This window comes from Kitasatospora sp. NPDC030952, assembly GCF_055571335.1.
Genome location: NZ_JBVIFM010000002.1, coordinates 174,642 through 198,198 on the forward strand (window position 1 = coordinate 174,642; position 23,557 = coordinate 198,198).

A 23,557-nucleotide genomic window follows, 5' to 3' on the forward strand; every position below is an offset into this window, starting at 1 on the left:
GATCGCGCGCCGGGCCCCTGGCCGTTCGTCACACCGCGGCGGCTACATCCAGACGAACGGCTGCCCCGCCGCGTAGGACAGCGCGCGGGTGGCCTCGTCCAGGTTCGGTTCGCCGCCGGTGCCCGAGGCGCCGGGCGCCGGGGTGGTCGCCGCGGGGGTGCCCGGGGTGGGGGTGCCGGCCGGGCGGCCGTCGCCGGCGCGGGAGGTGGTGACGGTCACGTAGTGGCCGACGGCCTCGATCCGCGGCTCACCGCCGGGCTTGGTGCCGCCGCCGGACTGCGCGGGCGCGATGTTGGTGTCGGCGAGGATGAAGGCGACCGTGCCGGGCTTGTCGCGCAGGGTGTCGGCGGCCTTGGCGGCGGCGTTCTGGTCCGCGAAGCGCAGCAGGGTGACGCTGGAGAGCACCGGGTGGTCGACACCGGTGAAGCTGACCGTCAGGTATGCCTGGCAGCCGCTGTCCTTGAGCAGTTCCTGGGTGCGGTCCTGGAGCACCTCGGAGCAGTTCTCGCCCTGCCGGATGCCGTTGCGCCGGGCCTTGTAGCCGATGGCGTCGACCGGCCGCTGGGCCGGGAAGAGGCTGTCGGCGTTGAGGCCCTCGGGGTCGGTGGTCGGCGGCGGGGCGCCCACCACCGGGGGCGTGCGGTCGGCGTCCTTGGCGGACGGGCCCAGCCCGGGTATGTAGTCGCCGGGCGTCGGCTGGGTGATGATCCATCCGCCGGCCGCGACCACGCCCGCCATGACGACCCAGCCGACCGCCCGGCGGCCGGTCAGCCGCCGGCCGCGCTTGGGTTCCGCCTCGACCGGCCCCCCGCCGGTCCGCTGTCCTGCCCGGCCGTCGCGGCCCTCTCCCGGAGTCGGGGGGCGCTCCCCCTGCGTGGTCATGGCGCAGATTCTAAGCACCCGCCGGGTGGCGTGGGTCACGGGGTCGGGCCTTGTCGATCACCGCTCCGCGCACCCTCGCACTACTCGCCGGTAACCGGGCTCCGGTGCCATCGTCAAGCGCGTGACCAGCGCCGACGCCGTGAGCTTCGACACTGTGGCAATCGGCACATCCTTCCGGGGATCTTCTGGTGGGTTTGCTCTGGCGCCATTCGAGCGCCAGCAGGCAGGATCGGCCCCATGGATCTGCTCGATACCCTCACCGCCAAGGGCCTGCGCGGCGAAGTCCCGACCCGCGAGGAGGCCCTGGCCGTCCTCGCCACCACCGACGACGAGCTGCTCGACGTGGTCGCCGCGGCCGGCAAGGTGCGCCGCCGCTGGTTCGGCCGCCGGGTCAAGCTCAACTACCTGGTGAACCTCAAGAGCGGGCTCTGCCCCGAGGACTGCTCCTACTGCTCCCAGCGGCTCGGGTCCAAGGCCGAGATCCTCAAGTACACCTGGCTGAAGCCGGACCAGGCCGCCGACGCCGCCCGCGCCGGGGTGGCCGGCGGCGCCAAGCGGGTCTGCCTGGTCGCCAGCGGCCGCGGCCCGACGGACCGTGACATCGACCGGGTCACCGACACCATGGCCGCCATCAAGGACGCCGACCCCGAGGTCGAGATCTGCGTCTGCCTCGGGCTGCTCTCCGACAACCAGGCCGAGCGGCTCAAGGCGGCCGGCGCCGACGCCTACAACCACAACCTCAACACCTCCGAGAACACCTACGGCACCATCACCAAGACCCACACCTACGCGGACCGGGTCGACACCGTCCAGAAGGCCCACGGAGCCGGCCTGTCCGCCTGCTCCGGCCTGATCGCCGGCATGGGCGAGACCGACGAGGACCTGGTCGACGTGGTGTTCGCACTGCGCGAGCTGGGCTCGGACTCCGTGCCCGTCAACTTCCTGATCCCCTTCGAGGGCACCCCGCTCGCCAAGGAGTGGAACCTCACCCCGCAGCGCTGCCTGCGCATCCTGGCGATGGTCCGCTTCGTCAACCCCGACACCGAGGTGCGGATCGCCGGCGGGCGCGAGGTGCACCTGCGCACCATGCAGCCGCTCGGCCTGCACATCGCCAACTCGATCTTCCTGGGCGACTACCTGACCAGCGAGGGCCAGGCCGGGCAGGCCGACCTCGACATGATCAAGGACGCCGGCTTCGAGGTCGAGGGCGCCGGCGAGGCCACCCTGCCCCGCCACCGCGCCGACGTCGCCGAGGCGGCGCACGCGGGCGGAGGCTGCGGCACCGCCGCCTCGGCGTGCGGCAGCGGCGGCGGCTGCGGGCCGTGCGGCGGGCACGAGCACGCGCCCGCGAGCACCCCGGCCGCAGCCCCGGCCCCGGTCGCGGTCGCGGAGAGCGCCAACGACGAGCTGCGCGACGACCTGGTCAAGGTCCGCCGCCGCGGCGCCGGCACCGAACTCGCGCCCAACGCCTGACCCTCCCGCACACTCCGGAGCGATCTCACCATGCCCCAGCTGTCCACGGACACGCTGCTCGCCCTCGACCGGGCGCACGTCTGGCACCCGTACGGGCCGATGCCCGGCACCGTCACCCCGTACGTGGTCGAATCCGCCTCGGGCGTCCGACTGCGCCTGGCCGAGCCCGTCGCGGGCGGGCGGGCCGAGCTGGTCGACGGGATGTCGTCCTGGTGGGCGGCCATCCACGGCTACCGGCACCCGGTGCTGGACGAGGCGGTGCGCGAGCAGCTGGGGCGGATGAGCCACGTGATGTTCGGCGGGCTCACCCACGAGCCCGCCGTCCGGCTCGCCGCCCGCCTGGTGGAGATCACCCCGGAGCCGCTGCAGCACGTCTTCCTCGCCGACTCCGGCTCGGTCGCGGTCGAGGTCGCGATGAAGATGTGCCTGCAGTACTGGCAGTCCACCGGGCGGCCGCGGAAGCGCCGGCTGCTGACCTGGCGCGGCGGCTACCACGGCGACACCTTCCACCCGATGTCGGTCTGCGACCCGGACGGCGGGATGCACCACCTGTGGGGCGGGGTGCTGCCCGGACAGCTCTTCGCCCCGCAGCCGCCGGCCGGTTTCGACGCCCCGATCGACCCCGAATACGCCGTGCGGTTCGAGGAGTTGATGGAGCGTCACGCCGACGAGCTGGCCGCCGTCATCGTCGAGCCGGTGGTCCAGGGCGCGGGTGGCATGCAGTTCCACTCCCCCGCCTACCTGCGGATGCTGCGCGAACTCTGCGACCGCCACGGCGTGTTGCTGGTCTTCGACGAGATCGCCACCGGCTTCGGCCGCAGCGGCGCCCTGTTCGCCGCCGACCACGCGGGCGTCTCCCCGGACGTGATGTGCCTGGGCAAGGCCCTCACCGGCGGCTACCTCACGCTCGCCGCGGCCCTGTGCAGCGGCGAGATCGCCGACGGCATCAGCCGCGGCGAGATGCCCGTCCTCGCCCACGGCCCGACCTTCATGGGCAACCCGCTGGCCTGCGCCGCCGCCAACGCCTCGCTGGACCTGCTGCTCGGACAGGACTGGGCGGTGGAGGTCAAGCGCATCGAGGGCGGACTGCGGGACGGCCTCGCCCCGGCCGCCTCGCTTCCCGGCGTGCACGACGTGCGGGTCCAAGGCGCCATCGGCGTCGTGCAGTTGGACCACCCGGTGAACGTCGCGGCGGCGACCGAGGCGGCCGCCCGCGAGGGCGTCTGGCTGCGGCCCTTCCGGGACCTGATCTACACCATGCCCCCCTACGTGACGGAGGACCAGGACGTGGCACGGATCGCCGCCGCCGTGACCGCCGCGGCGGTGGCCGGATGAACGCGCGCATCCTGTTCGTGACGGGCACCAACACGGACGTTGGCAAGACCGTCGCCACGGCCGCCCTCGCCTCGGCGGCCCTGCGGGGCGGCCGCAAGGTCGCCGTGCTCAAGCCCGGACAGACCGGCGTGGCACCGGGCGAACCGGGCGACGCCGCCGAAGTGCGGCGCCTGGCGGGCGAACTGACGATTCGTGAGCTGGTCCGCTACCCCGAGCCGCTGGCCCCCGACACCGCCGCACGGCGGGCCGGGATGCCGTACCTCTCCCCCGCCGAGGTGGTGGCCGAGGTCGCCGAACTCGCCGCGACGCACGACCTGGTACTGGTCGAGGGCGCGGGCGGGCTCCTCGTCCGCTACGACGACCAGGGCCGTACGCTGGCCGACCAGGCCCGGGCCGTACGGGACGCCGGCCTCGACGCCGAGGTGCTGCTGATCGCCTCCGCCGGCCTGGGCACCCTCAACATCGTCTCGCTCACGGCCGAGGCCCTGGCCGCCCGCGAACTCCCGCTCGCCGGTGTCGTGGTCGGCTCCTGGCCCGCCGAGCCGGGTCTCGCCGAACGCTGCAACCTCGCCGACCTGCCCCGCTCGGCCGGCGCCCCGCTGCTCGGCGCCCTGCCGGAACGGGCGGGCGCGGCCGAGGACTTCCCGGCCCTGGCCGTCGCCTCGCTGGCCCCCGAGCTGGGCGGCAGTTGGAACGCGGAGCACTTCGCACACCTCCATCGGCCGGAATAGCGCCCGCTTCGCTCGATGGGGTGATTCCGGGGCCCGAATTGCAGCGCCGGGCACTTCGGGCTCAATAGCGTTGCCCCCATGACAGACGGGCTGAGCATGGACGAGGCCCTCCGGGCCTTGGCCGCCCTGGAGGCGGCGTGGAAGGACGACGACGAGGCGCTGTCCGCCCTGGCGGCGGGCAGCGCCGACGAGCGGTCGCTGCCGGAGCTGGTCGCCGCGTACGGCGAGCACGCGATGGACACGTTGATGGCCCTGGCCTTCGGGCTGCGGTCCAGCATGAGCGACGAGGAGATCGCCGAACTCTCGGACGCCGTCAGCGCCAACATCGGCGCCCGGATGAGCGCCCTGCTCACCCAGACCCTCAAGGCCTGGGGCACGGTCGCCGCCGCCGACGACCTCACCGTCACCAAGGTCATCGCCCACACGGTGATCGACGCCATGCGCGCCGTGACGGAGGACCCCAGCAAGACCGAGGTGCTGCCCCTGCTGGCCACCTTCCGCAGCTACGCCCTCAACGGCGTCTGAGCCCGCTGGAGCACGGGGCTGCGGACGTGACGTCAGCGGACCTGCCGTCAAGCGGCGCCGCCCCGCCGGGGTCTGGCGGCCCCGCCGGCCCCGGTCGGCTCAGGCCACCAGCGGCACCTGCAGGCGGTCCCAACTCGACTGGCCGGGAACGCCGTCGGCGTCGGAGCCCTGGAAGCCGAGCTTGACCTGCCAGGCCTGGTACGAGGCGACGTCCCCACTGCCCCAGTCGTCCTCGTCGGCCGTGCTCCGGTAGCGATCGCAGCCGACGGCGACCAGCCGGTTGTGCATCGCGGCGATGATCGGGCTGCGCCGGCCGGCGGTGAAGAACCCGGTGCCGGGGAACGGCTGGTACTGCGGCGGTGGAGCGGGCAGGGCCGGGTCGTTCGCCGGTGGCAGGACGGGGAGCATCTCGCAGACGAAGGCGATCAGTTGCATGTCGGGGATGCTCAGCGCCGCGTCGCTCGCGGACGACCCGTCCGCCCCGAACGGCTGGGCGGACAGCTGCCAGGGGCCGAAGTGGGTACTGGTGCTCGCGGCCGCCAGGTCGCTCGGGCTCCACTGTCCGGAGATCTGCACGTTCGCGGTGAGGACCATCGTGACGGGCAGGCCGAAGGGCGTGCCGGCGGGGCGGCTCCCGGGCAGCAGGGCACCGGCCCGCTCGCCGGGGAAGCACCAGAGCGGGCTGTTCAGCAGGACGTCGTTCCACCAGGTCGAACGGGACAGGGTGACCTGCTGGTAGTTCATGGTCAGGGTGAGGGAGGAGGCGCCGACGGCCTGGGCCGTGTCCCCGCCGGAGTCCCCGCCGGAGTCCCCGTCCGAGTTCCCGCCGGAGCCGCCGTCCCCCGAACCCCCGTCCCCCGAGGCGGGCGCGAGCGTTTCGGCGCGGCGCCAGCTCCACAGGGTGGAGCCGGCGGTCGCGCCCCCGGAGTCCTGCCCGCCGGGGTCCTGCCCTCCGGAGTCCTGCTCGCCGGAGTCCTGGCCGCCGGAGTCCTGGCCGCCACCGCCGCCGACGGTGTGCTGGTACTGCGGCCAGTTGTCCACCTGGTCGGGGTCGTACCAGTCGAGCGGTGCCGTGCGGATGGTCTTGGGCGATCCGACCGGTCCCAGCGCCTGGGCGGCCTCCGACTTCAGCTGGGCCAGACCGTTCGCCGCGGGACTGCCGAGCGGCGCGGTCGGGGTGGCGAGTTGGGCCACGGCCGTCATGACCTCGCTCGCGGTGGCGCCGACCGCACTGATCTGGCCCTGGAGCACCGGCGCGACGCGGTCGGCGACCGCGGCCAGCCAGTTGCCGACCAGCGCCGGGTTGGCCACCCCCGACTGGTAGAAGGAGTCGGGGTGGACGGCGACCGCGCCGGGCAGGAACGCCAGCGCGGCCGGGCCGCCGTCCGGCTGCTGGAACTCACTGTTGATGAATTCGTTCAGCGCCGCGCCCAGTTGGTCGAGGGCGGAGGTCGGGGTGGTCATCGCGCGGCCTCATCCTCCGGCCGCGGGGGTGGTCGAAGCGCTCGTCGCGCCCACCACGGTCGGCGGGTTGATGCCGTCGACGCGCGGAGAGGCGGGCAGGATCTCGCCGACCCAGCCGACGATCTGACAGCCGTTGATCGACAGCGTGCCGGTCGAGGAACTCCCGCTGAACCACCAGCTGTTGTCCGCCGCGGCCGAGCCGGACGCCTGGCCGGAGGCGTCCGCGTGGGCCTCGTGGGCCTCACCGCCGAACCCCATGTAGCCGACGTTCCCGCTGACGCTGCTGCCGTGGGACTGGTCGGACTGCGAGGCGTTCTGGCACCACTGGCTCATCTGGTCGCCCGCGTCGCCCCAATTGTCGGCGGTGATGCTCACATTGCGGAGCACCATGAACTGGGTGGGGATCATCGGGAGCGCCTCGGGGCCGACGTGGCCCTGGGCCTGGGCGTCCTGGATCTTGATCGCGCCGTCGAGCGTGCCGTCGCTGACCGTGTTCACCGGCTCGCCCGGGAGGTACCAGCCGTCGATGAGGAACAGCTCCGACAGCAGCCACGGCCGGTGGATGGTGCACATGCCGTAGCTGTACGTGATGCTGATGTTCGACATCTGGTCGCTGAAGGCGACCATGCTGCTGCCCCCGGCCTGGCTCTGCGAGGCATCGCTGCTGGACTGGGAGGAGACGTCCAGGCCGAAGGTGACCCCGTACACCATCGCCTCGCCGCCACCGCCCGAGGACTCGCTGTGGCCCTGGTACCAGTTGCTCGCGTACTGGGTGCTCTGGTCGGTACTGGAGGAAGTCCAGTCGCTGGCACCGGTGCTGATCGTGGTGAAGCCGTTGTCCGGGTCGGTCGGGTCGTACCAGGTGGCCGGGTCCACGTACGAGTAGGGCGTCGGCTCGGCGACGAGGCCCAGGCCGACGCTCCAGCCCTTGAAGAGGTTCCGGGCCTCGGACACGAAGAAGGTCCCGAGGCTGCCGCCCTGCGATCCGACGGTCTCCAGCGCGTTCTCGATGGCGTCGGCGTCGTCCCCGCGCCAGACGTCCCAGGCGTTGTCGACCTTCTGCTGGAACACGGCCGAGGTCTCGGGCCAGGCCTGCCCCAGGGCGGGGTCGGCGTTGGCCTTGGCCTCCGCTGTGGCGAAGTCCGAGCGGGCCTGCGCCCAGGCGACCGACTCGTTCTGGTACCTGATGAAGGCCGGTGTCTGGGTGCCCGTGCTCCGCCCCTTGCCGTCGAGGACGTAGAGCACCCCGCGGGCCGCGTCGATCTGGTCCTGGACGGCCTGCGGAGGCGGTGGTGCGGGCAGGGCCTGTGCCTTCATGATCAGGCCCTCGTACGCGGTGCTGATCACGTCCGCGCCCGGGCTGAAGGTGCCGTCCGTGGTGGCCAGCAGCCGGGTGTCGACGAGGTTCGCCGTCTTGAACGCGGCCGACTTCGAGGTGTCCGGCACGGGCGGGCCCGGCTTGGGCGGGCTGCTCCCGGCGGGCGGGGCCGTGCCCGCGGGCGGGCTCGATGACGTGGATGTCACGGTCCCCCCGGGCTCCCAGGGGTTGGCGTAGTCCTTGGGACTGATCGCCTGGCCGTTGTGCAACTGCATGTAGCAGACCTGACGCAGCGGCTGGCCGTTCTTGTCCGACACCTGTGCGCCGAGGGCCTGCTGGACGAGACTGGCGAGCAGGGCCTGCAGTGCGGCGGCCATCTCGCCGGAGGTCCTGGTGACGCCGGAGGCGGGTTGGGTCATGATGCCCTCCTGTGATGGAGGAGGAAGTCGCGAATCGGGGTGGATGCGGGCCTCTCGGACCGATGTCGACGGCCGCGAGGCCGGCCCCGGGTTGCCCATACCGGCAAATACATCGTCTGCAAATCAGTCTGCCAGCCGACGGGGCATCTGCCAACGGGGCCGGTGGGCCTGCCCGGTCGCATCCGGTTACGCCGGGCGGCGCAATCGACTTTCATCACCCAGCGTGACATGGGAGATTGGCACCCCGTGGGAGCCAACGGCGCGGCCGCGCAGCTGAGCCCCCGATCCCCGTGGACCACCGCCCGACGGAGCCGTGATGATTCCTCTCGCGTCACTGACAGCGACCGGGCCGGCCCCGGTCTCCGTATGGGCCATCATGGGCTGCGTGGCGGCGGCCGGAGCGGTCGGCGGAATCGTCAATGCCCTGCTGAGCGACAACCAGCTCATGTGGCCCAAGGAGAAGGCCGGCATCCTCCAGCCCGGATTCCTCGGCAACATGCTGCTCGGAGCCTTCGCGGCGGTGGTCACCTGGGGGCTGTACGGACCGCTCAAGGACGCGATCCTGCTCGGCCCGCGTCCGCCCGAGCTGCCCTCCGCGACGCTGACCGTCACCGCCCTGGTGGGAGCGGCGCTGGCCGGAGCCGGCGGGGCCAGGGTGGTCACCTCCGAGGTCGACAAGCGGTTCCTGCGGAGCGCGGGCGCGACCGCGGCCATGACGCCCACCGATCCCGACCTCGCCACGACGCTGCGCACGGCCTCGCCGTTCGCGGCCGCCAGCGCGGCCGCGGACCGGGCGCCGACACCCCCGGACCAGCCCGGAACCCCTCCCCCGCCGTCCACCTGAGCACGAGCGGGCCGGGTGTGGCACCCGCGCGGGCGCGCCGCTCGCTCGCACAGGTCCTACGATGGAAGCAACGGGCCGTCGAACCGGGCGACTTGGAGATCCGAGCCGAGCCGTCGTGGTGGTCCGGCGGGCAAGGATCGGAGTCCGCCATGGCGCCGCATTTCGATGTCAACGTCATCATCGTCGGCAAGGACAGGTTCACCCCCGAGAAGCTGGCACAGGTCGACAGTGCGGTGGGGATCATGAAGACGATCTTCGCCACCTTCGGGCCCGAGGTCGGCACGGTCAGGAAGTACAGCATCAGTTCCAGCGCCGCCGGAGGGCTGGTGGTCATCCGGAGCCACGCGGACGCGAAGAAGCTCGCGAACCTGTGGTCGGTGGGCAACGACGGCGTCGACATCTTCGTGGTCGGCCTGATCACCGACGCGTTCGCCGGAGTCTCCGCCATCCCCGGCAGCTGCGGCAAGAGCCGGGTGAAGTGCGGGAACTATCCGCGAACCCCGGTGGTCACGATCCAGGAGCCGTCGGCCGAGAGCGGCAACACCTTCGCCCATGAGGTCGGCCACTACCTCGGCCTGCGGCACTGCGAGGACGACCAGTCGTTCTGCACCGGCAGCCCCAACAACTTCCTCATGCGGAGCCCCGCCGCCAACACGGGCATCACCTCCGCGCAGGCCGACAAGATGAAGTCACACTGCGCCGTCAAGCCGTGAGGCCCGTCGAGAGCCGGTGACACCACCATGACCACGAACATCGACCAGCTGATCGCCGCCAAGGACAGCCTGGACCCAGCACTCCTGGCCGCCCTCGACGACGACGACCGCACCGACCTCCTCACCCGCGCGCTCGCCGGGGACGACCCCAACCGCATGCGCGCCATGAGCCTCCTCTCCCTCACCGACCCGAGCCCCGACGGCGCGCTCGCCCAGGCCGTCGGCCGCGCGATGACGGACAGCGACCCGATCGTGGTCGCCGGCGCGCTCTCGCTCGCCGCCTGCCTCGGCAACAGCGCCGTGCCCCTCGCCCAGGGCGCGGCGTCCGACAGCGACCCGCTGATCGCGCTGTCGGCCTGGGCCACGCTCTCGCAGATCGCCGGCTCCGACGTCCTGGAGGCCCTGCACCAGCTCGCGCCGGCGCCCGGTGACGCCGTCGGCGACCAGGCGGCCTTCGCGCTGTCGGTGATCGCCTACCGGGGCGGGCAGACCGGTTTCGAGCTCACCCCGCCGGCCGACGACGCCCTCCGCGCCATCGAGGCCGGCCAGGCCGCGTCCGCGATCACCCCGTCGGCGGCGACGGACGACGACTTCGCCGTCCTCGCCGAACTGACGGCGGGAGAGCTGTACCTGATGAGTCCGGAGCAGCGCGCCACCGTCGCGATCGACTGCGGGGAGCACCTGCTGCTCTGCATCGCCCCCGCCGTCCTGGACGGCCTGCCGAACTCCGTCGTCCAGGCTCCCGCACTGGCCGGCCTGGTCGCCGACCAGAACCTGGACGGCACGCGCTACGGCGTCCGGCACCTGGTGCTCACCTGGCCCGACGGTTCGAGCGGCGCCCACGTCCTGTGCTGCGACCCCGGCGGCGCCCAGGCCTACTACGGTCACCCGGCCGCCTCGGACATCACCGACGGCACGCTCACCTTCGCACTGTCCGCCGTGGACCGGCCGGGCGTCGGCCCGCTCGCCGTCACCGTGACGGCGTCGCCGAGCGGGGTGAGCCTCGGCGGCGACCTCCAGGTGACGGACGACATCGTGACCGACCGGCAGGACCCGACGCTCGACGACGACGGCGGGGCGACGGCCTGACGAACACCAGGGCGACGGCCCGCGGAATACATCGTCGACCTACCATTGGCCACAGGTCCACGCCGCAGGTCCACTTGGACACAGGGCAGTTCTTCACCGCCGTATCGACGCCGGCGGGTTCGGACCCGTCCGATTCCGTCGTCCCATGGGGGAACGCCATGCCGCCAGTCGGTGATCCGGCTCCGCTGGAGTTCGCGTTACTCGGCGCGCTGCGGGTGCGGCGCGCCGGTACGGCCGTCGAACTCGGGGCGCCTCGGCAGCGGTCGGTGCTGGTCTCCCTCCTCCTGCGCCCCAACGCGGTCGTGACGATCGATCAACTGACCGACGACTTATGGGGCGACGAGCCGCCCGGGTCGCCCGTCGTCGCCCTCCGCTCGTACGTCTCGCAGTTGCGCAAGCTGCTGGATCCGACCGCCCTGGTCTCCCAGTCCGGCGGCTACCGGCTGGTGATCGAACCGGACCGCATCGACCTGTGGCGGGCCAGGCAGCTCCACGAACTGGCCGGGAAGAACCCCCGGCAGGCCCGGGAACACCTCGGCGAAGCCCTCGCCCTCTGGCGCGGCGAACCGCTCGCCGACCTGCCCGGCCCGCTGATGGACCGCGAGCGGCAGCGGCTCTCGGAGCTGCGCCTCACACTCCGGGAGGAACTCCTCTCCCTCTCCGACTCCGCCGACCGGCTACCGGAGTTGGAGGCGCTGGCCGCCGAACACCCCTTTCGCGAACGCCTCCAGGCCCTGCTCATCCGCACCCTGCACCGCAGCGGCCGCCCGACCGAAGCGCGTGCCGTGTACGACGCGCTGCACTCCCGGCTGGTCGAGCAGCTCGGGATCGAACCCGGACCCGAGATCACCGCCCTCCGTCACGAGCTGGATCTCCGTCATGAGCTGGATCTCCGTCATGAGCTGGATCCCGACCAACTACCCAAAGCTCCAGCGCACTTCACCGGTCGGCAGGAGCACGTCGCCGACATCGCCCGTGCCCTCACCGACCGCAGCACCCCCGGCCTGCGTCTGATCACCGTCACCGGCATGGCCGGCGTCGGCAAGACCGCCCTCGCGGTGCGCGCCGCGCACGCCCTGCGGCCCGACTTCCCCGACGGCCGTCTCCACGCCGACCTCCGGGGCGCCGACCTCGTCCCCGCCAGCGCCTCCGACCTCCTCGCGGACTTCCTGACCACCCTGGGCGTCCACCCGTCCGCCGTGCCCAAGGACCTCGCGGGCAGGTCCGCGCTCTTCCGGACCGCCAGCACCGGCAAGCGGCTGCTCATCCTCCTCGACAACGCCCGGGACGACGCCCAGATCCAGCCCCTGCTGCCCGGCTCCTCCGACTGCGCGGTGATCGTCACCAGCCGCACCGCGCTGCCCAGCATTCCGTCCGTCCGGCGGATCGCGCTGGACGTGCTCAGCGGGCAGGAGGCGCTCGACCTGCTGGACTCCGTCATCGGCCCGGCCCGCCGATCCGCCCAACGCGCCCAGGCCGAGCTGCTGGTCGAGGCCTGCGGCCGGCTCCCGCTGGCCGTACGGATCGCCGCGGCCCGGCTCGTCGCCTCCCCCGACCAGCCGATCGCCGAGCTCGTCCGGCTGCTGGCCGACGACCGCGAGGGCATCGCCGCGATCGAGCAGGTCTTCCAGCTCAGCTACCGCCTCCTCCCGCCGCCGCTGGCAACGGCGTTCCGGATCCTCTCCTGGGTGGAGCCGGACCTCGGCCTGGCCTCGGCGGCGGCCGTCCTGGGCCTGCCGGAGCACCAGGCGGAGCGCCTCGCCGAGGCGCTGGTGGACCAGGCGCTGCTGGAGTCGACGGGCGCCGGACGCTACCGCTTCCACGACCTGGTACGGGCCTTCGCCCGCCGGACGTCCCTGCGTCTCGACGCGACCGAACGCGCGGCCTCCCACCGGAGCCTGCTGGCCCTGCTCCTGACCCGCGCCCGGACGGCCTTCGCCCTCGCCGTCCCCGGCGACCCGGTCACCGACGTCTTCGGTGAAGGTGAGCCGGTGACCCGCCCGGTCTTCGCCGACCTGGCGGACGCCCGCCGCTGGGCCCGGGCCGAAACCCCCGGCGCCGTGGCGCTCGCCGCCACCGTCGCCACCCTCACCCCGGACGCCGCCACCCTGCGCTCCGCCGTCGACCTGCTGATCGCCCTGAGCCCGCTCGGCCTCGGCGCCTTCGCCGGCCGGGCGGAGGAGGCGGCCCGCCTCCTCATCACGGCTGCGGTCACCTGCGGCGACCGCGCCGCCGAGGGCCGCGCCCGGTTCCTGCTGGGGACCGTCCTGCTGGCCCGGGCCCGGCTGGACGAGGCCGCCGACCAGGCCCGGCAGGCCGCTCAAGCCTGCCAGGAGGCGGACGACCCGGCCGTGCACCGGCAGGCCCTCAACGACCTGGGCCTGATCGCCCAGGCCCAGGCCCGACACCAGGAGGCGATCACCGCCTTCGACCAGGCGGCGGCCCTCGCCCGCCGACTCGGACACCGTTCGGGCGAGCTGGCGAGCACCGCGAACGCGGCGCTGTCCCGCATCCGCAGCGGCCACGCCGAAGAGGCCGCGGAGACCTGTCGGCGGCTGCTGGCCGGACCCGGCACCACAGACGCCGCGATGACGGCCTATGTGCACTACGTCCTCGGCCTCGCCCACCAGGAGCTGGGCCAACTCGACGCCGCCGCCGCACAGTTGCGGCGCTGCGTCGACCGCGCCCGCCCCGCCGGGGACCTGGACCGGGAGTCGGCGGCCCGCAGTCGGCTGGCCGACGTGCTGCGGCTGCTCGGGCGGGTCGAGGAGGCCGTCGACGAGGCGGACCACGCCCTGCGGCTGGCGACGCAAGGTGGGCGACAGCGCGAACGCGCCCTCGCCCACCTGGTGTTGGCCCATGCGGTGACCGCCCGCGGCGACCAGTCCGCCGCCCGCGCTCACGCGGCGCAGGCGCACCTGCTGCTCAGCGGCCTGGGCGCCCCGGAATCCGCCGACGCCCGGTCACTGCTGTCGGCGCTGGCCACCGCCGACGGGCCGGCCGCTTCGGACGGCCCGGTCGCTTGAGACGGGCCGGTCGCTTCGGACGGGCCGGCCACCGCCAGCGGGCCGGTGACGTCGGACGGGTCGGTCACCTCGGGCGGATGACCAGCCCCGTCCCGTTCCACGCCACCGTGCTCGCCAGGCACTGAACGTCCGCCGACCCCCCGCAGGCCGACGAGCCGTCCCGTGCCTCGTCCCGCACCGGATCCCCCGCCGTCACGGCGAAGAGGCCGGCCGCCGCCGCGAGGGCGGCCACGCCGCCGACCACCGTACGGGTCACCACTGTTGGAAACACTTCTCATGCTCCTTGCTCACGTGCCGACAAAGCGTCCGCACACTCGCAGCAGCCGGTAGACAGCCGATCAACGCCCCCCACCTGCGGAGCGGCGAACCCGGCCACGGCTCAGTGGCCCTCCTCGACCGGGAACGGCCCGGTGGCCCAGTGCAGTCGGGCCGGGCCGCCGCTCGGCCGGTCGTGGTGGAGGTGGCGGCGGCCCTCGCCGAGCGGGCCGAGGTCGAGCGGGGCGAGGGTGCCGACGGCCAGTGCGGTGGCCTCCCGGCCGGTCAGCGGCACGATCGTCAGGTAGGAGGCGTCGTCGCCGCCCGACCAGTCGGTGAACTCGGTGCGGATCCAGCCGAAGCGCTGGGCGCAGGCCAGGCAGCGGCGGACGGAGACGGCGAAGTGCGGGTCGGCCACCACCGCCGCCTCGTACGCGAAGCCCTCGCGCTGGCGCGCCCACACCGCCTGCGCGTCCTCGCCGTAGCATTCGGCGCAGCCGAACGCCCAGGACGCCCCCGACGCCGTCATGCGGCCTCCAGCAGTACGGCGGGCAGTTCGCCGTCCAGCACGGCCGCGCGCGGCAGGGCCAGTCCGAAGCGGCGGCCGAGCAGTTCCAGGCAGCTGCGGTGGACGTCCTGGTCGCTGCGCTCCGGGTCGGGCAGTCCGGCGGCGGCCAGGTCGGCGGTCACCGCGGCGGCCGTCGCCGGGTCGCCGTCGACGCCGTCGTGGCCCCAGCTGGCGTCGAGGTGGAGGTTGAAGAAGCAGAGCGGCTGCCCGTCCCGCGAGGAGTCGAACCGCGGCGGCACCGGCTTGCCGTTCTCCTCCTCGTACTCGACGTGGTACACCTCGGCGCCACCGCGGGAGACGGACGCCGGGAGTGACAGCTCGCCCTGCCAGTAGCCGTACGCGACGGCGAAGGCGAGGTCGCCGGCCCGCCCGTACCGCAGCGCGACGTCTTCCGTACCGGTCATCAGGTCGAGTTCGTGCTCCTCGATCAGGTCCTCGGCGGTGGACGGCCCGAGCAGCCGCGCGGTGCGCCGGGGAAAGGTTTCGGCGGCGATCCGGGCCACGAGTTCCGCGGGCTCCAGACCACGGGCCAGGACCACGCTGTAGCCGCCGAAGGCGATCGACTCCGGCTCCGCGAGCCAGCTGAGGGTGTCCGTCATGCCGATCATCCTGCCTCATGGGGAACCGCCCGTCGCGACCCGGTCCAGACCAGTTCGCGTCGCCACCCCGCCCGCGCGGCCGCCGGGTTGTCGAGCAGCAGGTCGTGCCCGACCTGCGCCGGCCGCATCGGCACCGACCCCTTCTCTTCGGGCCCCGTTCGATATACGGTACACAACGCTTGTTACGTACCAGGCAGGTCGACGCGACGAGGCGTCGCACCCAGGCCCCCGACTGGAGAGTCCGCCGTGACCGAGTCCGCCCAGCCCATCGAGCCCGCCCAGCCCACCGAGCCCATCAAGTACCGCAAGAACGGCCTCACGCGCGGGGTGAGCGAGGAACTCGCCGAGAGCATGAAGCACGGCTGGGCCGACACCGAGCGCCACGGCCTGGAGCCGATCGCGCAGGCCGCCCACACCGAGCGCCGACGGGCCGCGCTGTCCGCCGCCTTCCCGGGCGAGCTGCTGGTGGTGCCGTCCGGCAACCCCAAGGTGCGGGCCAATGACACCGACTACCCGTTTCGCCCGTCCTCCGACTACGTCTACCTGACCGGTGACCAGTCCCAGGACGCCGTCCTGGTGCTGGAGCCCGCCGGGGACACCGGCCACCACGCGGCGCTCTACCTGCGCAACCGCTCCGACATCGAGAGCGGCGAGTTCTGGCTGGACGGCCACGGCGAGCTGTGGGACGGCCGCCGCAACAGCCTGACCGAGAGCGAGAAGCTGTTCGGCCTCCCCTGCCGGGACGTCCGCACCGTGCGCACCGACCTGGCCGCGGCCACCGCCCCGGTGCGGGTGCTGCGCGGGCACGACGCCGGGGTGGAGGCCGCCCTCGACGGCCGGGCGGGCGCCGGACAGAGCACCGGGCAGAACAGCGGACAGAACAGCGGGCTGAACGGCGGGCAGAACACCGGTCGGGACGCCGAGTTCGAGGTCTTCCTGTCCGGACTGCGCCTGGTCAAGGACGAGTTCGAGATCGCCGAGCTGCGCCTCGCCTGCCAGGCGACCGCCCGCGGCTTCGAGGACGTGGTGCGCGTGCTCGGCACGGACGCCGCGACGCCCGAGCGGCTGATCGAGGGCACCTTCTTCGTCCGGGCCCGGCTGGAGGGCAACGACGTCGGCTACAGCACCATCGCCGCCGCCGGGCCGCACGCCACCACCCTGCACTGGGTGCGCAACAACGGCCAGGCCCGCCCCGGCGACCTGCTGCTGCTCGACGCCGGCGTGGAGACCAACGAGCTGTACACCGCGGACGTGACCCGCACCCTGCCGGTCTCCGGCCGCTTCACCGACGTCCAGCGGAAGGTCTACGACGCCGTCCACGCCGCCCAGGAGGCCGGCATCGCGGCCGTCCGGCCCGGCGCGGACTTCCGCGACTTCCACCACGCCGCCCAGCGCGAACTCGCCGAACACCTCACCGCCTGGGGCCTGTTCGGCGACCTCACCGCCGACAAGGTGTACGAGTTGGGCCTGCACCGCCGCTTCACCCTGGCCGGGACGGGCCACATGCTCGGCATCGACGTCCACGACTGCGCCCACTCGCGCACCGAGGACCACGTCGACGGGACGCTGCTGCCGGGCATGGTGCTCACCGTCGAGCCCGGGCTGTACTTCCAGCAGAACGACCTGACGGTGCCGGAGGAGTACCGGGGCATCGGGGTGCGGATCGAGGACGACATCCTGGTCACCGAGGACGGCAACGAGAACCTCTCCGCCGACCTCCCGCGCGGCTCCGCGGAGGTCGAGGCCTGGCTGGCCGGCCTGCGCGGCTGAGCGCGGCCCGTGCGGCACCCCGGAGACCCCCGGGAGACCCCTGGGAGACTCCCGGGTGCCGCACCCGGTCAGGTCAACTTGCCGAGCGCCGTGGCCATCCGCCCCACGGCGGCCACCACGTCCGCCGCCGGGCTCGCGGTGAAGCAGAGCCGGAAGAACCCGGGCACGGGGTTGTGCATGACGCCGCCGGGCAGCAGGGTGACCTCGGTGGGCTTGACGGCGAGGTAGTCGAACAGCCACTCCTCGTCCGGATCGAGCCCGTCCGCCTTGAGCCCCTTCGCGCTGAGCACCGACCGCTCGGGGTTCTCCCGGTCCACCCGCTTGCCGAGGTACTCGGTCAGGTCGAGCCAGAAGAACATCGCCGAGTTGTCGCCGTCCCGGTGGACGTACTTGATCCCGGCCGCGTCCAGCGCCCCCTTGACGGCGCGGAAGCTGTCGCTGAGCAGCCCGGGGTACGTCTTCATCGCGTACGTCGTGTAGTGCTCGCCGTTGTGGTGGGCGCTGAGCAACTCCCCGATGACGTACGTCTTCAGCGAGTCGAAGGGGGTGAACCAGGGCAGCGGGTGGGTCTTCTCCGCCGGGTCGTTGCCGCCCAGCATGGCCCGGTGCACGGCGGGGTTCTTGGAGACCACGAAGCCGGTGCGGAAGCCGGACAGACCGAAGTCCTTGGCGAAGCCCCACACCAGGTGGATCCGCTCGGCGAAGCCGGAGTACGCGCCCAGCTGCACCGCGCTGGTGAACGGCGTGCTGGAGCTGTCGAGTTGGGAGTGGCAGTAGATCTCGTCCGAGATCACGTGCAGGTCGGTGTACGCCATCGCCCAGGCGTAGATCTCCTCCAGCAGCGCCTTGTCGTAGTTGACGCCCAGCGGGTTGTGCGGGTTGGTGAGGACCAGCAGCCGCGGGCGGTGGCCGGCCTTCTGGCGCGCCTCGTAGGCCTGGACGATCAGGTCCAGGGTGAGCCGGTAGCGGTCCGGCCCGCTGGTGGGCAGGTTCACCGGGACGCACTTGAGCTTGGGCCGCTCCTCGAACGACCAGTTGAAGCCCTGCCAGTACGGCGCCGGGATCAGCACCTCGTCCCCCGGCTTGAGCGCGGGCGTGCCGGCGCCCTTGCGCATCAGCCCGAAGGCGATGCACTCCAGCGCCGAGGAGACCCCGGCGCAGCCGAACACGTCGTCCGGCGAGACGGTGCGCCCGAAGGCCCGGCCGAGCAGCTCGGCGACCTGCCCGCGCAGCTGCGGGGTGCCGGCCGAGGCCGTGTACTGGATGTTCCGCTCGGGGATCAGCTTGATCTTCTTGAACACCTCGGCGTCCATCGAGTGCCGGTAGAGCAGGACGTTCTCGGCGACGGAGAGGTTGACCGCGGTGTCCGGGGCCAGGTGCTGGTGGTAGAAGGCGAGGGCCTGCTCGAAGTCGGTCAGGCCGGCCAGGACCTCGGCGGCGGCCTCGGGCGAGCCGAGCTTGCGGCCGTTCTCGGTCATGGTCATGGGGGTCCCCTGTCGGGTGGGCGGCGGGTCGGAGTGACGCGACGTGACCGTTCGCACGCGCATCGGCCCCAGCGGACCACGCACGACGGACGGCCGCCAGCACTCGGCGGCCGTCCGGACGGCGTGCGGGCGCCGTCCCCGCCCGAGGGCCACGGACGGCCCGCTCAGCCCCAGTTGCCGACCAGCGGCTGGTCCCCCGGGTTGCCGAAGACGCTGCCGTGACGGTGATCAGTCGGACGGCCTTGGACATGACCGCCGCCGTGCGCAGTGGTCAGGCGGGCAGTGGCTTGACCCAGCGGCTCCACTGGGGTTGCGGGTGGTAGCCGGCCGCCTGCCAGGTGCGGTGGCCGAGGGCGTTGTCGTCCAGCACCATCGCGTCGACCCGCCGGCCGCCGAGGGCGGCGAAGCGCTCCTCGGCGGCGGCCAGCAGGGCGGCGCCGATGCCGCGGCGGCGGTGCTCGGGGTCGACGGCGAGGCGGTAGAGGTGGCACCGCCAGCCGTCCCAGCCGGCGATCACGGTGCCGAGCGGGGTGCCCGGGTCCTCGGCCGCGGCGGCCACGAGCAGGCAGTCCCGGTCCCGGGCGAGCAGTGCGGCGACGCCCGCCGCGTCGTCGGTGATGCTGGTGCCCTTGGCGGCCCGGGCCCAGAGGGCGAGCAGGGCGGGCATCTCCTCCGGTACGGCGGTGCGCACCACGATCTGTTCGGTCATGTCGGCCTGTCTAGCGGGTTGTCCGGCGGCGCCGCCGGGAATTCCGCGCTGCGGACGGTCAGCCGAGCCGCCACACCGTGGTGGTCTTGACCGAGGTGTCCTCCAGGTCCGCCACCACCGGCACCCGGTACGCGGCCACCGCGGTGAACCGCTCCCGGGGCAGGTAGGCGCGGCCCGGGTCGCCGACGATCACGGTGGCGCCGCGGGCGGCGGCCCGTTCCAGGAAGGGCAGGAAGCGGGCGGCCATGGCGCGTTCGTAGAAGACGTCGCCGGCCAGCACCACCTCGGCGGGCGCGCCGTCGCCGTCCACCAGGTCGACCAGTGCACCGGCCACCCGTACGCCGTTGGCCTCGGCGTTGAGTCCGATCGCGGCGACGGCGTAGGCGTCGATCTCGGCGGCCCGGACGTCCTTCGCGCCGCGCAGCGCGGCCGCCACCCCGACCAGTCCGGATCCGGCCGCGATGTCCAGCACCGCCCGCCCGTCGACCAGTTCGGGGTGGTCCAGCACGTAGCGGGCGACCGCGACCCCGCCGGCCCAGGCGAACGCCCAGAACGGCGGCGGCAGTCCGGCCAGTCCGCGGTCGCGCTCGGTGGTCTCCCACAGTGCGATGGCGTCCTGCGCCATCTGGAGGCGGATCTCGGGCACGAAGGGCACGGGCGTCAGTTCGGTCTCCCGCAGGATGAACGCCTGATCGGTGCCTGGTCGATGAACTCGCAGCTCACTCGGCATTCCCGCAGCATAGGGCAGGCGTCAGGACCACCGGGTGCCGCTCAGGCCCGGCCGGCCGCCCGCCGGGTGCCGCTCAGGCCCGGCCGACTGCCCACCGGGTGCCGCTCAGGCCCGGCCGGCCGCCCGCTGGGTGCGCCGGGCCAGCGAGTCGATCACGACGGCGGCCAGCAGCACCGCGCCGGTGATCATGAACTGGATGGCGTTGCTCAGGCCCTGGATGTTCATCCCGGACTGGATCGAGCCGATCACCAGCGCACCGAGCAGCGCCGACCAGGTCTTGCCGCGCCCGCCGAACAGGCTGGTACCGCCGATGACGGCCGCCGCGATGGCGTTCATCAGCAGGTTGCCGCCGCCGGAGGTCTGGCTCGCGGACTGGATCTGGGCGGCCAGGAAGAGGCCGCCGATCCCGGCCATGGTGGAGCAGATCGCGAAGACGCTGATCCGGATCCAGGAGATGTTGATGCCGGCCCGGCGGGCGCCCTCGATGTTGCCGCCGAGCGCGAACACCTGCCGCCCGTAGGAGGTGCGGCGCAGCACGAAGTCCAGCACCACGATGAAGATCAGGAAGATCAGCAGGGCCAGCGGCAGCCCCTTGTACTGGTTGAGCGTGTAGGCGGCGAGGAAGGCGATGACGGCCAGCAGCACGGTGCGCAGCACGATGTCGGCGGCCGGCCGGGAGGGGACGCCCGCGGCCTGCCGTCGGCGGGCGTCGATCAGCGAGGCGAACAGGAACAGCGCGACGCCGATCGCCGCGGTGCCGTAGGCGGCGATCTGCTGGCCGTAGATGGTGCTGTAGAGCCGGGAGACGATGTCCTTGCCGGAGAGGTTGACGGTGCCGCTGGCGCCGAGCACCTGGAGCATCAGGCCGTTCCAGCCGAGGTTGCCGGCCAGGGTGACGACGAAGGCGGGGACGCCGACCTTGGCGAAGAAGAAGCCGTGGATCGTGCCGACGATCGCGCCGCCGACGATCGCGGTGATCAGGGCGACCCACTGGTTGACGCCGTTGCTGACGTTCAGCACGGCGAAGATCGCCGCGCACAGTCCGCTGACCGAGCCGACCGAGAGGTCGATCTCGCCGAGCAGCAGCACGAAGACCACGCCGATCGCGATCATGCCGGTGCCGACGATCTGCTGGGACAGGTTGGAGAGGTTCTGGGCGGACAGGAAGCTGCTGTTGAGGCTGCCGAACACCGCCCAGATCACGATCAGCGCCAGCACCACGGGCAGCGAGCCCAGTTCGCCGCTGCTCATCCGGCGGCGGAACTCGCCCAGGTAGCCCTTGACGCCCTCCTGGCGGACGATCAGCCGGGGGTCGACCGCGGGGGTGGCCTCCGGGGCCACCGGGACGGGCGCGTTGACGCCGCCGGTGGGCATGCTCTCCTCGGGCAGCGGCGGGCGGCGGTGGCGTCCGGGTTCGTCGCCGGGGAGGCTCCCGGGATTGTGGTCGCTCACTGGGAACCCTCCTGGCCGCGGGCCCTGCGGCGGGTCACGGCGTTGTCCGTGGCGCCGGTGATGGCCGAGATGATCTCTTCCTGGTTGGTGTGGCGCTTGTCGAAGACGCCGTTGTTGCGGCCGAGGCGCAGCACCGCGACGGTGTCCGCGACGGCCATCACGTCCGCCATGTTGTGGCTGATCAGGATCACGCCGTGGTCCTGCTCGCGCAGCCGCTCGACCAGGTCGAGCACCTGGGCGGTCTGTTCGACGCCCAGGGCCGCGGTCGGCTCGTCCAGCATCACGACCTTGGGCGAGCCGATCAGCGCGCGGGCGATCGCGACGACCTGCCGCTGGCCGCCGGAGAGCGAGGCGACCGGGATCCGCACGCTGGGGATGCGGATGGAGAGGGTGTCCAGCAGCGCCCGGGAGCGCTTCTCCATCGCGACCTCGTCGAGGATGCCGAAGCGGCGGATCTCGCGGCCGAGGAAGAGGTTCCCGACCACGTCGAGGTTGTCGCACAGCGCGAGGTCCTGGTAGACCGTGGCGATGCCCAACTGCTGGGCGTCCTGCGGCCGGTGGATGCCCACCGGACGGCCCTGCCACTCGATGGCGCCCTCGTCGGGCTGGTGCACCCCGGCGATCGCCTTGACCAGGGTGGACTTGCCGGCGCCGTTGTCGCCCACCAGGGCCAGCACCTCGCCGGTGTGCACCTCCAGTTCGATGTCGGTGAGCGCCTGGACGGCGCCGAACCGTTTGGAGACCCCGCGCAGGGCCAGTACGGTCTCACCTGCCACAGTGACCAACTTCCTTGCCCCGCCCCGATGGTGGGGCGGGGCCGTTCGGCTTCGGAGGGTGCTGCCGGCTTCGGACGGTGCTGCCGGCTTCGGAGGGTGCCGCCGGCTGTCGCGGTGCGGCCGGCTACTGGAGGCCGGCGCTCTTGCAGGCGTCGGCGTAGTCCGGCGTGCAGATCTGGGCGACGGTGTAGAGGCCGTCCTGGACCACGGTGGTCTTGATGTTGTTCTTGTCGACGACGACCGGGGTGATCAGGTTGGCCGGCATCTTGTTGCCGCTGCCGTTGGTGACCGTGGTCGGCGCCAGGGTGGAGTCCAGGGTCTTGCCGGCGGCCAGCGCGACGGCCATCTGCCCGGCGGTGTCGGTCTCCGGCTTGAACGGCTTGTAGATCGTCATGGTCTGGGTGCCGGCCACGATCCGCTGGATGCCGTCGATCTGGGCGTCCTGGCCGGTCAGCGGGACGCTCAGGCCGGCCGCCTTGAGAGCGGTCGCGACGCCCGCCGCCATGCCGTCGTTGGCCGAGTAGGCGCCGACCACATTGCTCCCGCCGATCGCGGTGATGGCGGCGGCGGCCTCCTGGTTGGCGGTGTTCGGGTCCCACTGGGGGGTGTCGTACTCCTTGCCGATCTTCAGCTTGCCGTCGATCGCGCTGTGCGCGCCGGCCTTGAAGTCGGCCGCGTTGGGGTCGGTGGGCGAGCCGTTGATCATGAAGATCTCGCCCGCGCCCGACTTGCCGCCGACCGCCGCCACCAGGGCCTGGCCCTGGAGTTCACCGACCTTGTGGTTGTCGAAGGACACGTACGCGTCGGCCGGGCCCTGGGCGAGCCGGTCGTAGGCCAGCACCTTGACGCCCGCGTCGTGGGCCTTCTGGACGGAGGACTGGATCGACTTGGCGTCCACCGCGTCCAGGATCAGCACCTTGTCGCCCTTGGTGAGGGCGGTGTCCACCTGGGTCTGCTGGAGGGTCGCGTCCTGGTTGGCGTTGTAGTAGTCGATCTGCGCCTGGGGCGCCAGCTGCTTGATCTTCTGCTCGATCAGCGGGCGGTCGAACTGCTCGTAGCGGGTGGTCTTGCTCTCGGGCAGCAGCAGGCCGATCCGCACCGCCCCCACCGCCACGGTGCCGCTCGCCCCGGCGCCCCCGGCGGCGGAGCCCGACGAACCGCCGCCCGACGAGGACTGCTTGGCGCTGCCGCAGGACGCGGCGCCCAGGCCGAGGGAGACCACTGCGGTCACCGCGAGGATGCGACGAAGCCCGATGCTCATGAGGATGCCTCTCCGGTCGAGTCCACCCCCTCGTCCTCCGAGTCTGGGAAGCATCGGCCGTCACCACGATCCCTGCTGCGCCGAACGGGTCCCGGGGCCGCTCGGGCGTCGGTCGTTCGGGCATCGGCCGCTCG

21 protein-coding genes are annotated in these 23,557 nt (G+C 72.8%); 9 read left to right on the forward strand and 12 right to left on the reverse strand.

Features of this window, described 5'->3' with window-relative positions; translation table 11 throughout:
- Positions 1-42: 42 nt before the first annotated feature.
- A complete protein-coding gene (locus ACZ47G_RS05660) occupies positions 43-882 on the reverse strand; it encodes a hypothetical protein (protein WP_465740184.1) in 840 nt (279 codons plus the stop codon).
- 237 nt (positions 883-1,119) lie between these two features.
- Between ACZ47G_RS05660 and bioB the strand changes: the two genes are divergently transcribed.
- The 4 genes from bioB (at position 1,120) to ACZ47G_RS05680 (ending at position 4,946) form a co-directional block, all read left to right on the forward strand.
- Entirely contained in the window at positions 1,120-2,355 is a 1,236-nt protein-coding gene (gene bioB, locus ACZ47G_RS05665; RefSeq protein ID WP_465740185.1) for a biotin synthase BioB, read from the forward strand.
- A gap of 30 nt (positions 2,356-2,385) precedes the next feature.
- Positions 2,386-3,690 carry an adenosylmethionine--8-amino-7-oxononanoate transaminase gene (locus tag ACZ47G_RS05670; RefSeq protein WP_465740186.1) on the forward strand — a complete coding sequence of 435 codons (1,305 nt, stop codon included), beginning with the start codon at positions 2,386-2,388 and terminating at the stop codon, positions 3,688-3,690.
- Positions 3,687-4,421 carry a dethiobiotin synthase gene (bioD, locus tag ACZ47G_RS05675; RefSeq protein WP_465740187.1) on the forward strand — a complete coding sequence of 245 codons (735 nt, stop codon included), beginning with the start codon at positions 3,687-3,689 and terminating at the stop codon, positions 4,419-4,421. The genes ACZ47G_RS05670 and bioD overlap by 4 nt, the downstream gene beginning before the upstream one ends.
- A gap of 78 nt (positions 4,422-4,499) precedes the next feature.
- Positions 4,500-4,946: a hypothetical protein gene (locus tag ACZ47G_RS05680; RefSeq protein ID WP_465740188.1), complete on the forward strand. Its 447-nt coding sequence runs from the start codon at positions 4,500-4,502 to the stop codon at positions 4,944-4,946.
- A gap of 99 nt (positions 4,947-5,045) precedes the next feature.
- Here ACZ47G_RS05680 and ACZ47G_RS05685 read toward each other — a convergent pair whose 3' ends face one another.
- Together ACZ47G_RS05685 and ACZ47G_RS05690 are read right to left on the reverse strand one after the other, a co-directional pair.
- Positions 5,046-6,410 (reverse strand): peptidoglycan-binding protein, encoded by a 1,365-nt coding sequence (locus tag ACZ47G_RS05685; protein WP_465740189.1) that lies wholly within the window; start codon positions 6,408-6,410, stop codon positions 5,046-5,048.
- A 9-nt stretch (positions 6,411-6,419) separates the two neighbouring features.
- Positions 6,420-8,147 carry a hypothetical protein gene (locus ACZ47G_RS05690; protein ID WP_465740190.1) on the reverse strand — a complete coding sequence of 576 codons (1,728 nt, stop codon included), beginning with the start codon at positions 8,145-8,147 and terminating at the stop codon, positions 6,420-6,422.
- A gap of 385 nt (positions 8,148-8,532) precedes the next feature.
- Between ACZ47G_RS05690 and ACZ47G_RS05695 the strand changes: the two genes are divergently transcribed.
- The 4 genes from ACZ47G_RS05695 (at position 8,533) to ACZ47G_RS05710 (ending at position 13,819) form a co-directional block, all read left to right on the forward strand.
- The gene (locus ACZ47G_RS05695; protein ID WP_465740191.1) at positions 8,533-8,991 is read left to right on the forward strand and encodes a hypothetical protein; all 459 of its coding nucleotides are present in this window, start codon (positions 8,533-8,535) and stop codon (positions 8,989-8,991) included.
- Positions 8,992-9,140: 149 nt separating this feature from the next.
- Complete coding sequence (locus ACZ47G_RS05700; RefSeq protein WP_465740192.1) at positions 9,141-9,704, forward strand: zinc-dependent metalloprotease family protein; 564 nt, start codon at positions 9,141-9,143, stop codon at positions 9,702-9,704.
- Between the two features lie 27 nt (positions 9,705-9,731).
- Positions 9,732-10,793, forward strand: a complete 1,062-nt coding sequence (locus ACZ47G_RS05705; RefSeq protein WP_465740193.1) for a hypothetical protein — start codon at positions 9,732-9,734, stop codon at positions 10,791-10,793.
- Between the two features lie 158 nt (positions 10,794-10,951).
- The gene (locus ACZ47G_RS05710) at positions 10,952-13,819 is read left to right on the forward strand and encodes an AfsR/SARP family transcriptional regulator (RefSeq protein WP_465740194.1); all 2,868 of its coding nucleotides are present in this window, start codon (positions 10,952-10,954) and stop codon (positions 13,817-13,819) included.
- A gap of 64 nt (positions 13,820-13,883) precedes the next feature.
- On the opposite strand, the gene ACZ47G_RS05715 is transcribed toward ACZ47G_RS05710, so the two are convergent.
- The 3 genes from ACZ47G_RS05715 to ACZ47G_RS05725 all read right to left on the reverse strand — a co-directional run bounded on the left by ACZ47G_RS05715 (position 13,884) and on the right by ACZ47G_RS05725 (position 15,241).
- On the reverse strand, positions 13,884-14,090 hold the full coding sequence (locus ACZ47G_RS05715; protein WP_465740195.1) for a hypothetical protein: 207 nt from the start codon (positions 14,088-14,090) through the stop codon (positions 13,884-13,886).
- 108 nt (positions 14,091-14,198) lie between these two features.
- On the reverse strand, positions 14,199-14,603 hold the full coding sequence (locus ACZ47G_RS05720) for a hypothetical protein (protein ID WP_380459689.1): 405 nt from the start codon (positions 14,601-14,603) through the stop codon (positions 14,199-14,201).
- Positions 14,600-15,241 (reverse strand): hypothetical protein, encoded by a 642-nt coding sequence (locus tag ACZ47G_RS05725; protein ID WP_465740196.1) that lies wholly within the window; start codon positions 15,239-15,241, stop codon positions 14,600-14,602. The genes ACZ47G_RS05720 and ACZ47G_RS05725 overlap by 4 nt, the downstream gene beginning before the upstream one ends.
- Positions 15,242-15,487: 246 nt before the next feature.
- Here ACZ47G_RS05725 and ACZ47G_RS05730 point away from each other — a divergent pair, with 246 nt between their 5' ends.
- Positions 15,488-17,011, forward strand: a complete 1,524-nt coding sequence (locus tag ACZ47G_RS05730; RefSeq protein ID WP_465740197.1) for an aminopeptidase P family protein — start codon at positions 15,488-15,490, stop codon at positions 17,009-17,011.
- Between the two features lie 68 nt (positions 17,012-17,079).
- On the opposite strand, the gene ACZ47G_RS05735 is transcribed toward ACZ47G_RS05730, so the two are convergent.
- The 6 genes from ACZ47G_RS05735 to ACZ47G_RS05760 all read right to left on the reverse strand — a co-directional run bounded on the left by ACZ47G_RS05735 (position 17,080) and on the right by ACZ47G_RS05760 (position 23,423).
- Positions 17,080-18,495 (reverse strand): pyridoxal phosphate-dependent aminotransferase, encoded by a 1,416-nt coding sequence (locus ACZ47G_RS05735; protein ID WP_465740198.1) that lies wholly within the window; start codon positions 18,493-18,495, stop codon positions 17,080-17,082.
- Between the two features lie 271 nt (positions 18,496-18,766).
- On the reverse strand, positions 18,767-19,204 hold the full coding sequence (locus ACZ47G_RS05740; RefSeq protein ID WP_465740199.1) for a GNAT family N-acetyltransferase: 438 nt from the start codon (positions 19,202-19,204) through the stop codon (positions 18,767-18,769).
- A gap of 58 nt (positions 19,205-19,262) precedes the next feature.
- The gene (locus ACZ47G_RS05745; protein ID WP_465740200.1) at positions 19,263-19,934 is read right to left on the reverse strand and encodes a class I SAM-dependent methyltransferase; all 672 of its coding nucleotides are present in this window, start codon (positions 19,932-19,934) and stop codon (positions 19,263-19,265) included.
- A 105-nt stretch (positions 19,935-20,039) separates the two neighbouring features.
- A complete protein-coding gene (locus ACZ47G_RS05750; protein ID WP_465740553.1) occupies positions 20,040-21,308 on the reverse strand; it encodes a sugar ABC transporter permease in 1,269 nt (422 codons plus the stop codon).
- A 74-nt stretch (positions 21,309-21,382) separates the two neighbouring features.
- Entirely contained in the window at positions 21,383-22,162 is a 780-nt protein-coding gene (locus ACZ47G_RS05755) for an ATP-binding cassette domain-containing protein (RefSeq protein WP_465740201.1), read from the reverse strand.
- 124 nt (positions 22,163-22,286) lie between these two features.
- Positions 22,287-23,423, reverse strand: coding sequence for a sugar ABC transporter substrate-binding protein (locus ACZ47G_RS05760; RefSeq protein ID WP_465740202.1), 1,137 nt, complete (start codon positions 23,421-23,423; stop codon positions 22,287-22,289).
- Positions 23,424-23,557: the final 134 nt, after the last annotated feature.

What these genes read in the sequence shown, in the direction of transcription:
- ACZ47G_RS05720 (WP_380459689.1), bottom strand. Translation starts at nt 14,603, where the DNA reads ATGACGGCGTCGGGGGCGTCCTGGGCGTTCGGCTGCGCCGAATGCTAC.
- ACZ47G_RS05735 (WP_465740198.1), bottom strand. Translation starts at nt 18,495, where the DNA reads ATGACCATGACCGAGAACGGCCGCAAGCTCGGCTCGCCCGAGGCCGCC.
- ACZ47G_RS05760 (WP_465740202.1), bottom strand. Translation starts at nt 23,423, where the DNA reads ATGAGCATCGGGCTTCGTCGCATCCTCGCGGTGACCGCAGTGGTCTCC.
- ACZ47G_RS05750 (WP_465740553.1), bottom strand. Translation starts at nt 21,308, where the DNA reads ATGCCCACCGGCGGCGTCAACGCGCCCGTCCCGGTGGCCCCGGAGGCC.
- ACZ47G_RS05700 (WP_465740192.1), top strand. Translation starts at nt 9,141, where the DNA reads ATGGCGCCGCATTTCGATGTCAACGTCATCATCGTCGGCAAGGACAGG.
- ACZ47G_RS05680 (WP_465740188.1), top strand. Translation starts at nt 4,500, where the DNA reads ATGACAGACGGGCTGAGCATGGACGAGGCCCTCCGGGCCTTGGCCGCC.
- ACZ47G_RS05740 (WP_465740199.1), bottom strand. Translation starts at nt 19,204, where the DNA reads ATGACCGAACAGATCGTGGTGCGCACCGCCGTACCGGAGGAGATGCCC.
- bioB (WP_465740185.1), top strand. Translation starts at nt 1,120, where the DNA reads ATGGATCTGCTCGATACCCTCACCGCCAAGGGCCTGCGCGGCGAAGTC.
- bioD (WP_465740187.1), top strand. Translation starts at nt 3,687, where the DNA reads ATGAACGCGCGCATCCTGTTCGTGACGGGCACCAACACGGACGTTGGC.
- ACZ47G_RS05660 (WP_465740184.1), bottom strand. Translation starts at nt 882, where the DNA reads ATGACCACGCAGGGGGAGCGCCCCCCGACTCCGGGAGAGGGCCGCGAC.
- ACZ47G_RS05705 (WP_465740193.1), top strand. Translation starts at nt 9,732, where the DNA reads ATGACCACGAACATCGACCAGCTGATCGCCGCCAAGGACAGCCTGGAC.
- ACZ47G_RS05710 (WP_465740194.1), top strand. Translation starts at nt 10,952, where the DNA reads ATGCCGCCAGTCGGTGATCCGGCTCCGCTGGAGTTCGCGTTACTCGGC.
- ACZ47G_RS05685 (WP_465740189.1), bottom strand. Translation starts at nt 6,410, where the DNA reads ATGACCACCCCGACCTCCGCCCTCGACCAACTGGGCGCGGCGCTGAAC.
- ACZ47G_RS05670 (WP_465740186.1), top strand. Translation starts at nt 2,386, where the DNA reads ATGCCCCAGCTGTCCACGGACACGCTGCTCGCCCTCGACCGGGCGCAC.
- ACZ47G_RS05690 (WP_465740190.1), bottom strand. Translation starts at nt 8,147, where the DNA reads ATGACCCAACCCGCCTCCGGCGTCACCAGGACCTCCGGCGAGATGGCC.
- ACZ47G_RS05725 (WP_465740196.1), bottom strand. Translation starts at nt 15,241, where the DNA reads ATGACGGACACCCTCAGCTGGCTCGCGGAGCCGGAGTCGATCGCCTTC.
- ACZ47G_RS05745 (WP_465740200.1), bottom strand. Translation starts at nt 19,934, where the DNA reads ATGCCGAGTGAGCTGCGAGTTCATCGACCAGGCACCGATCAGGCGTTC.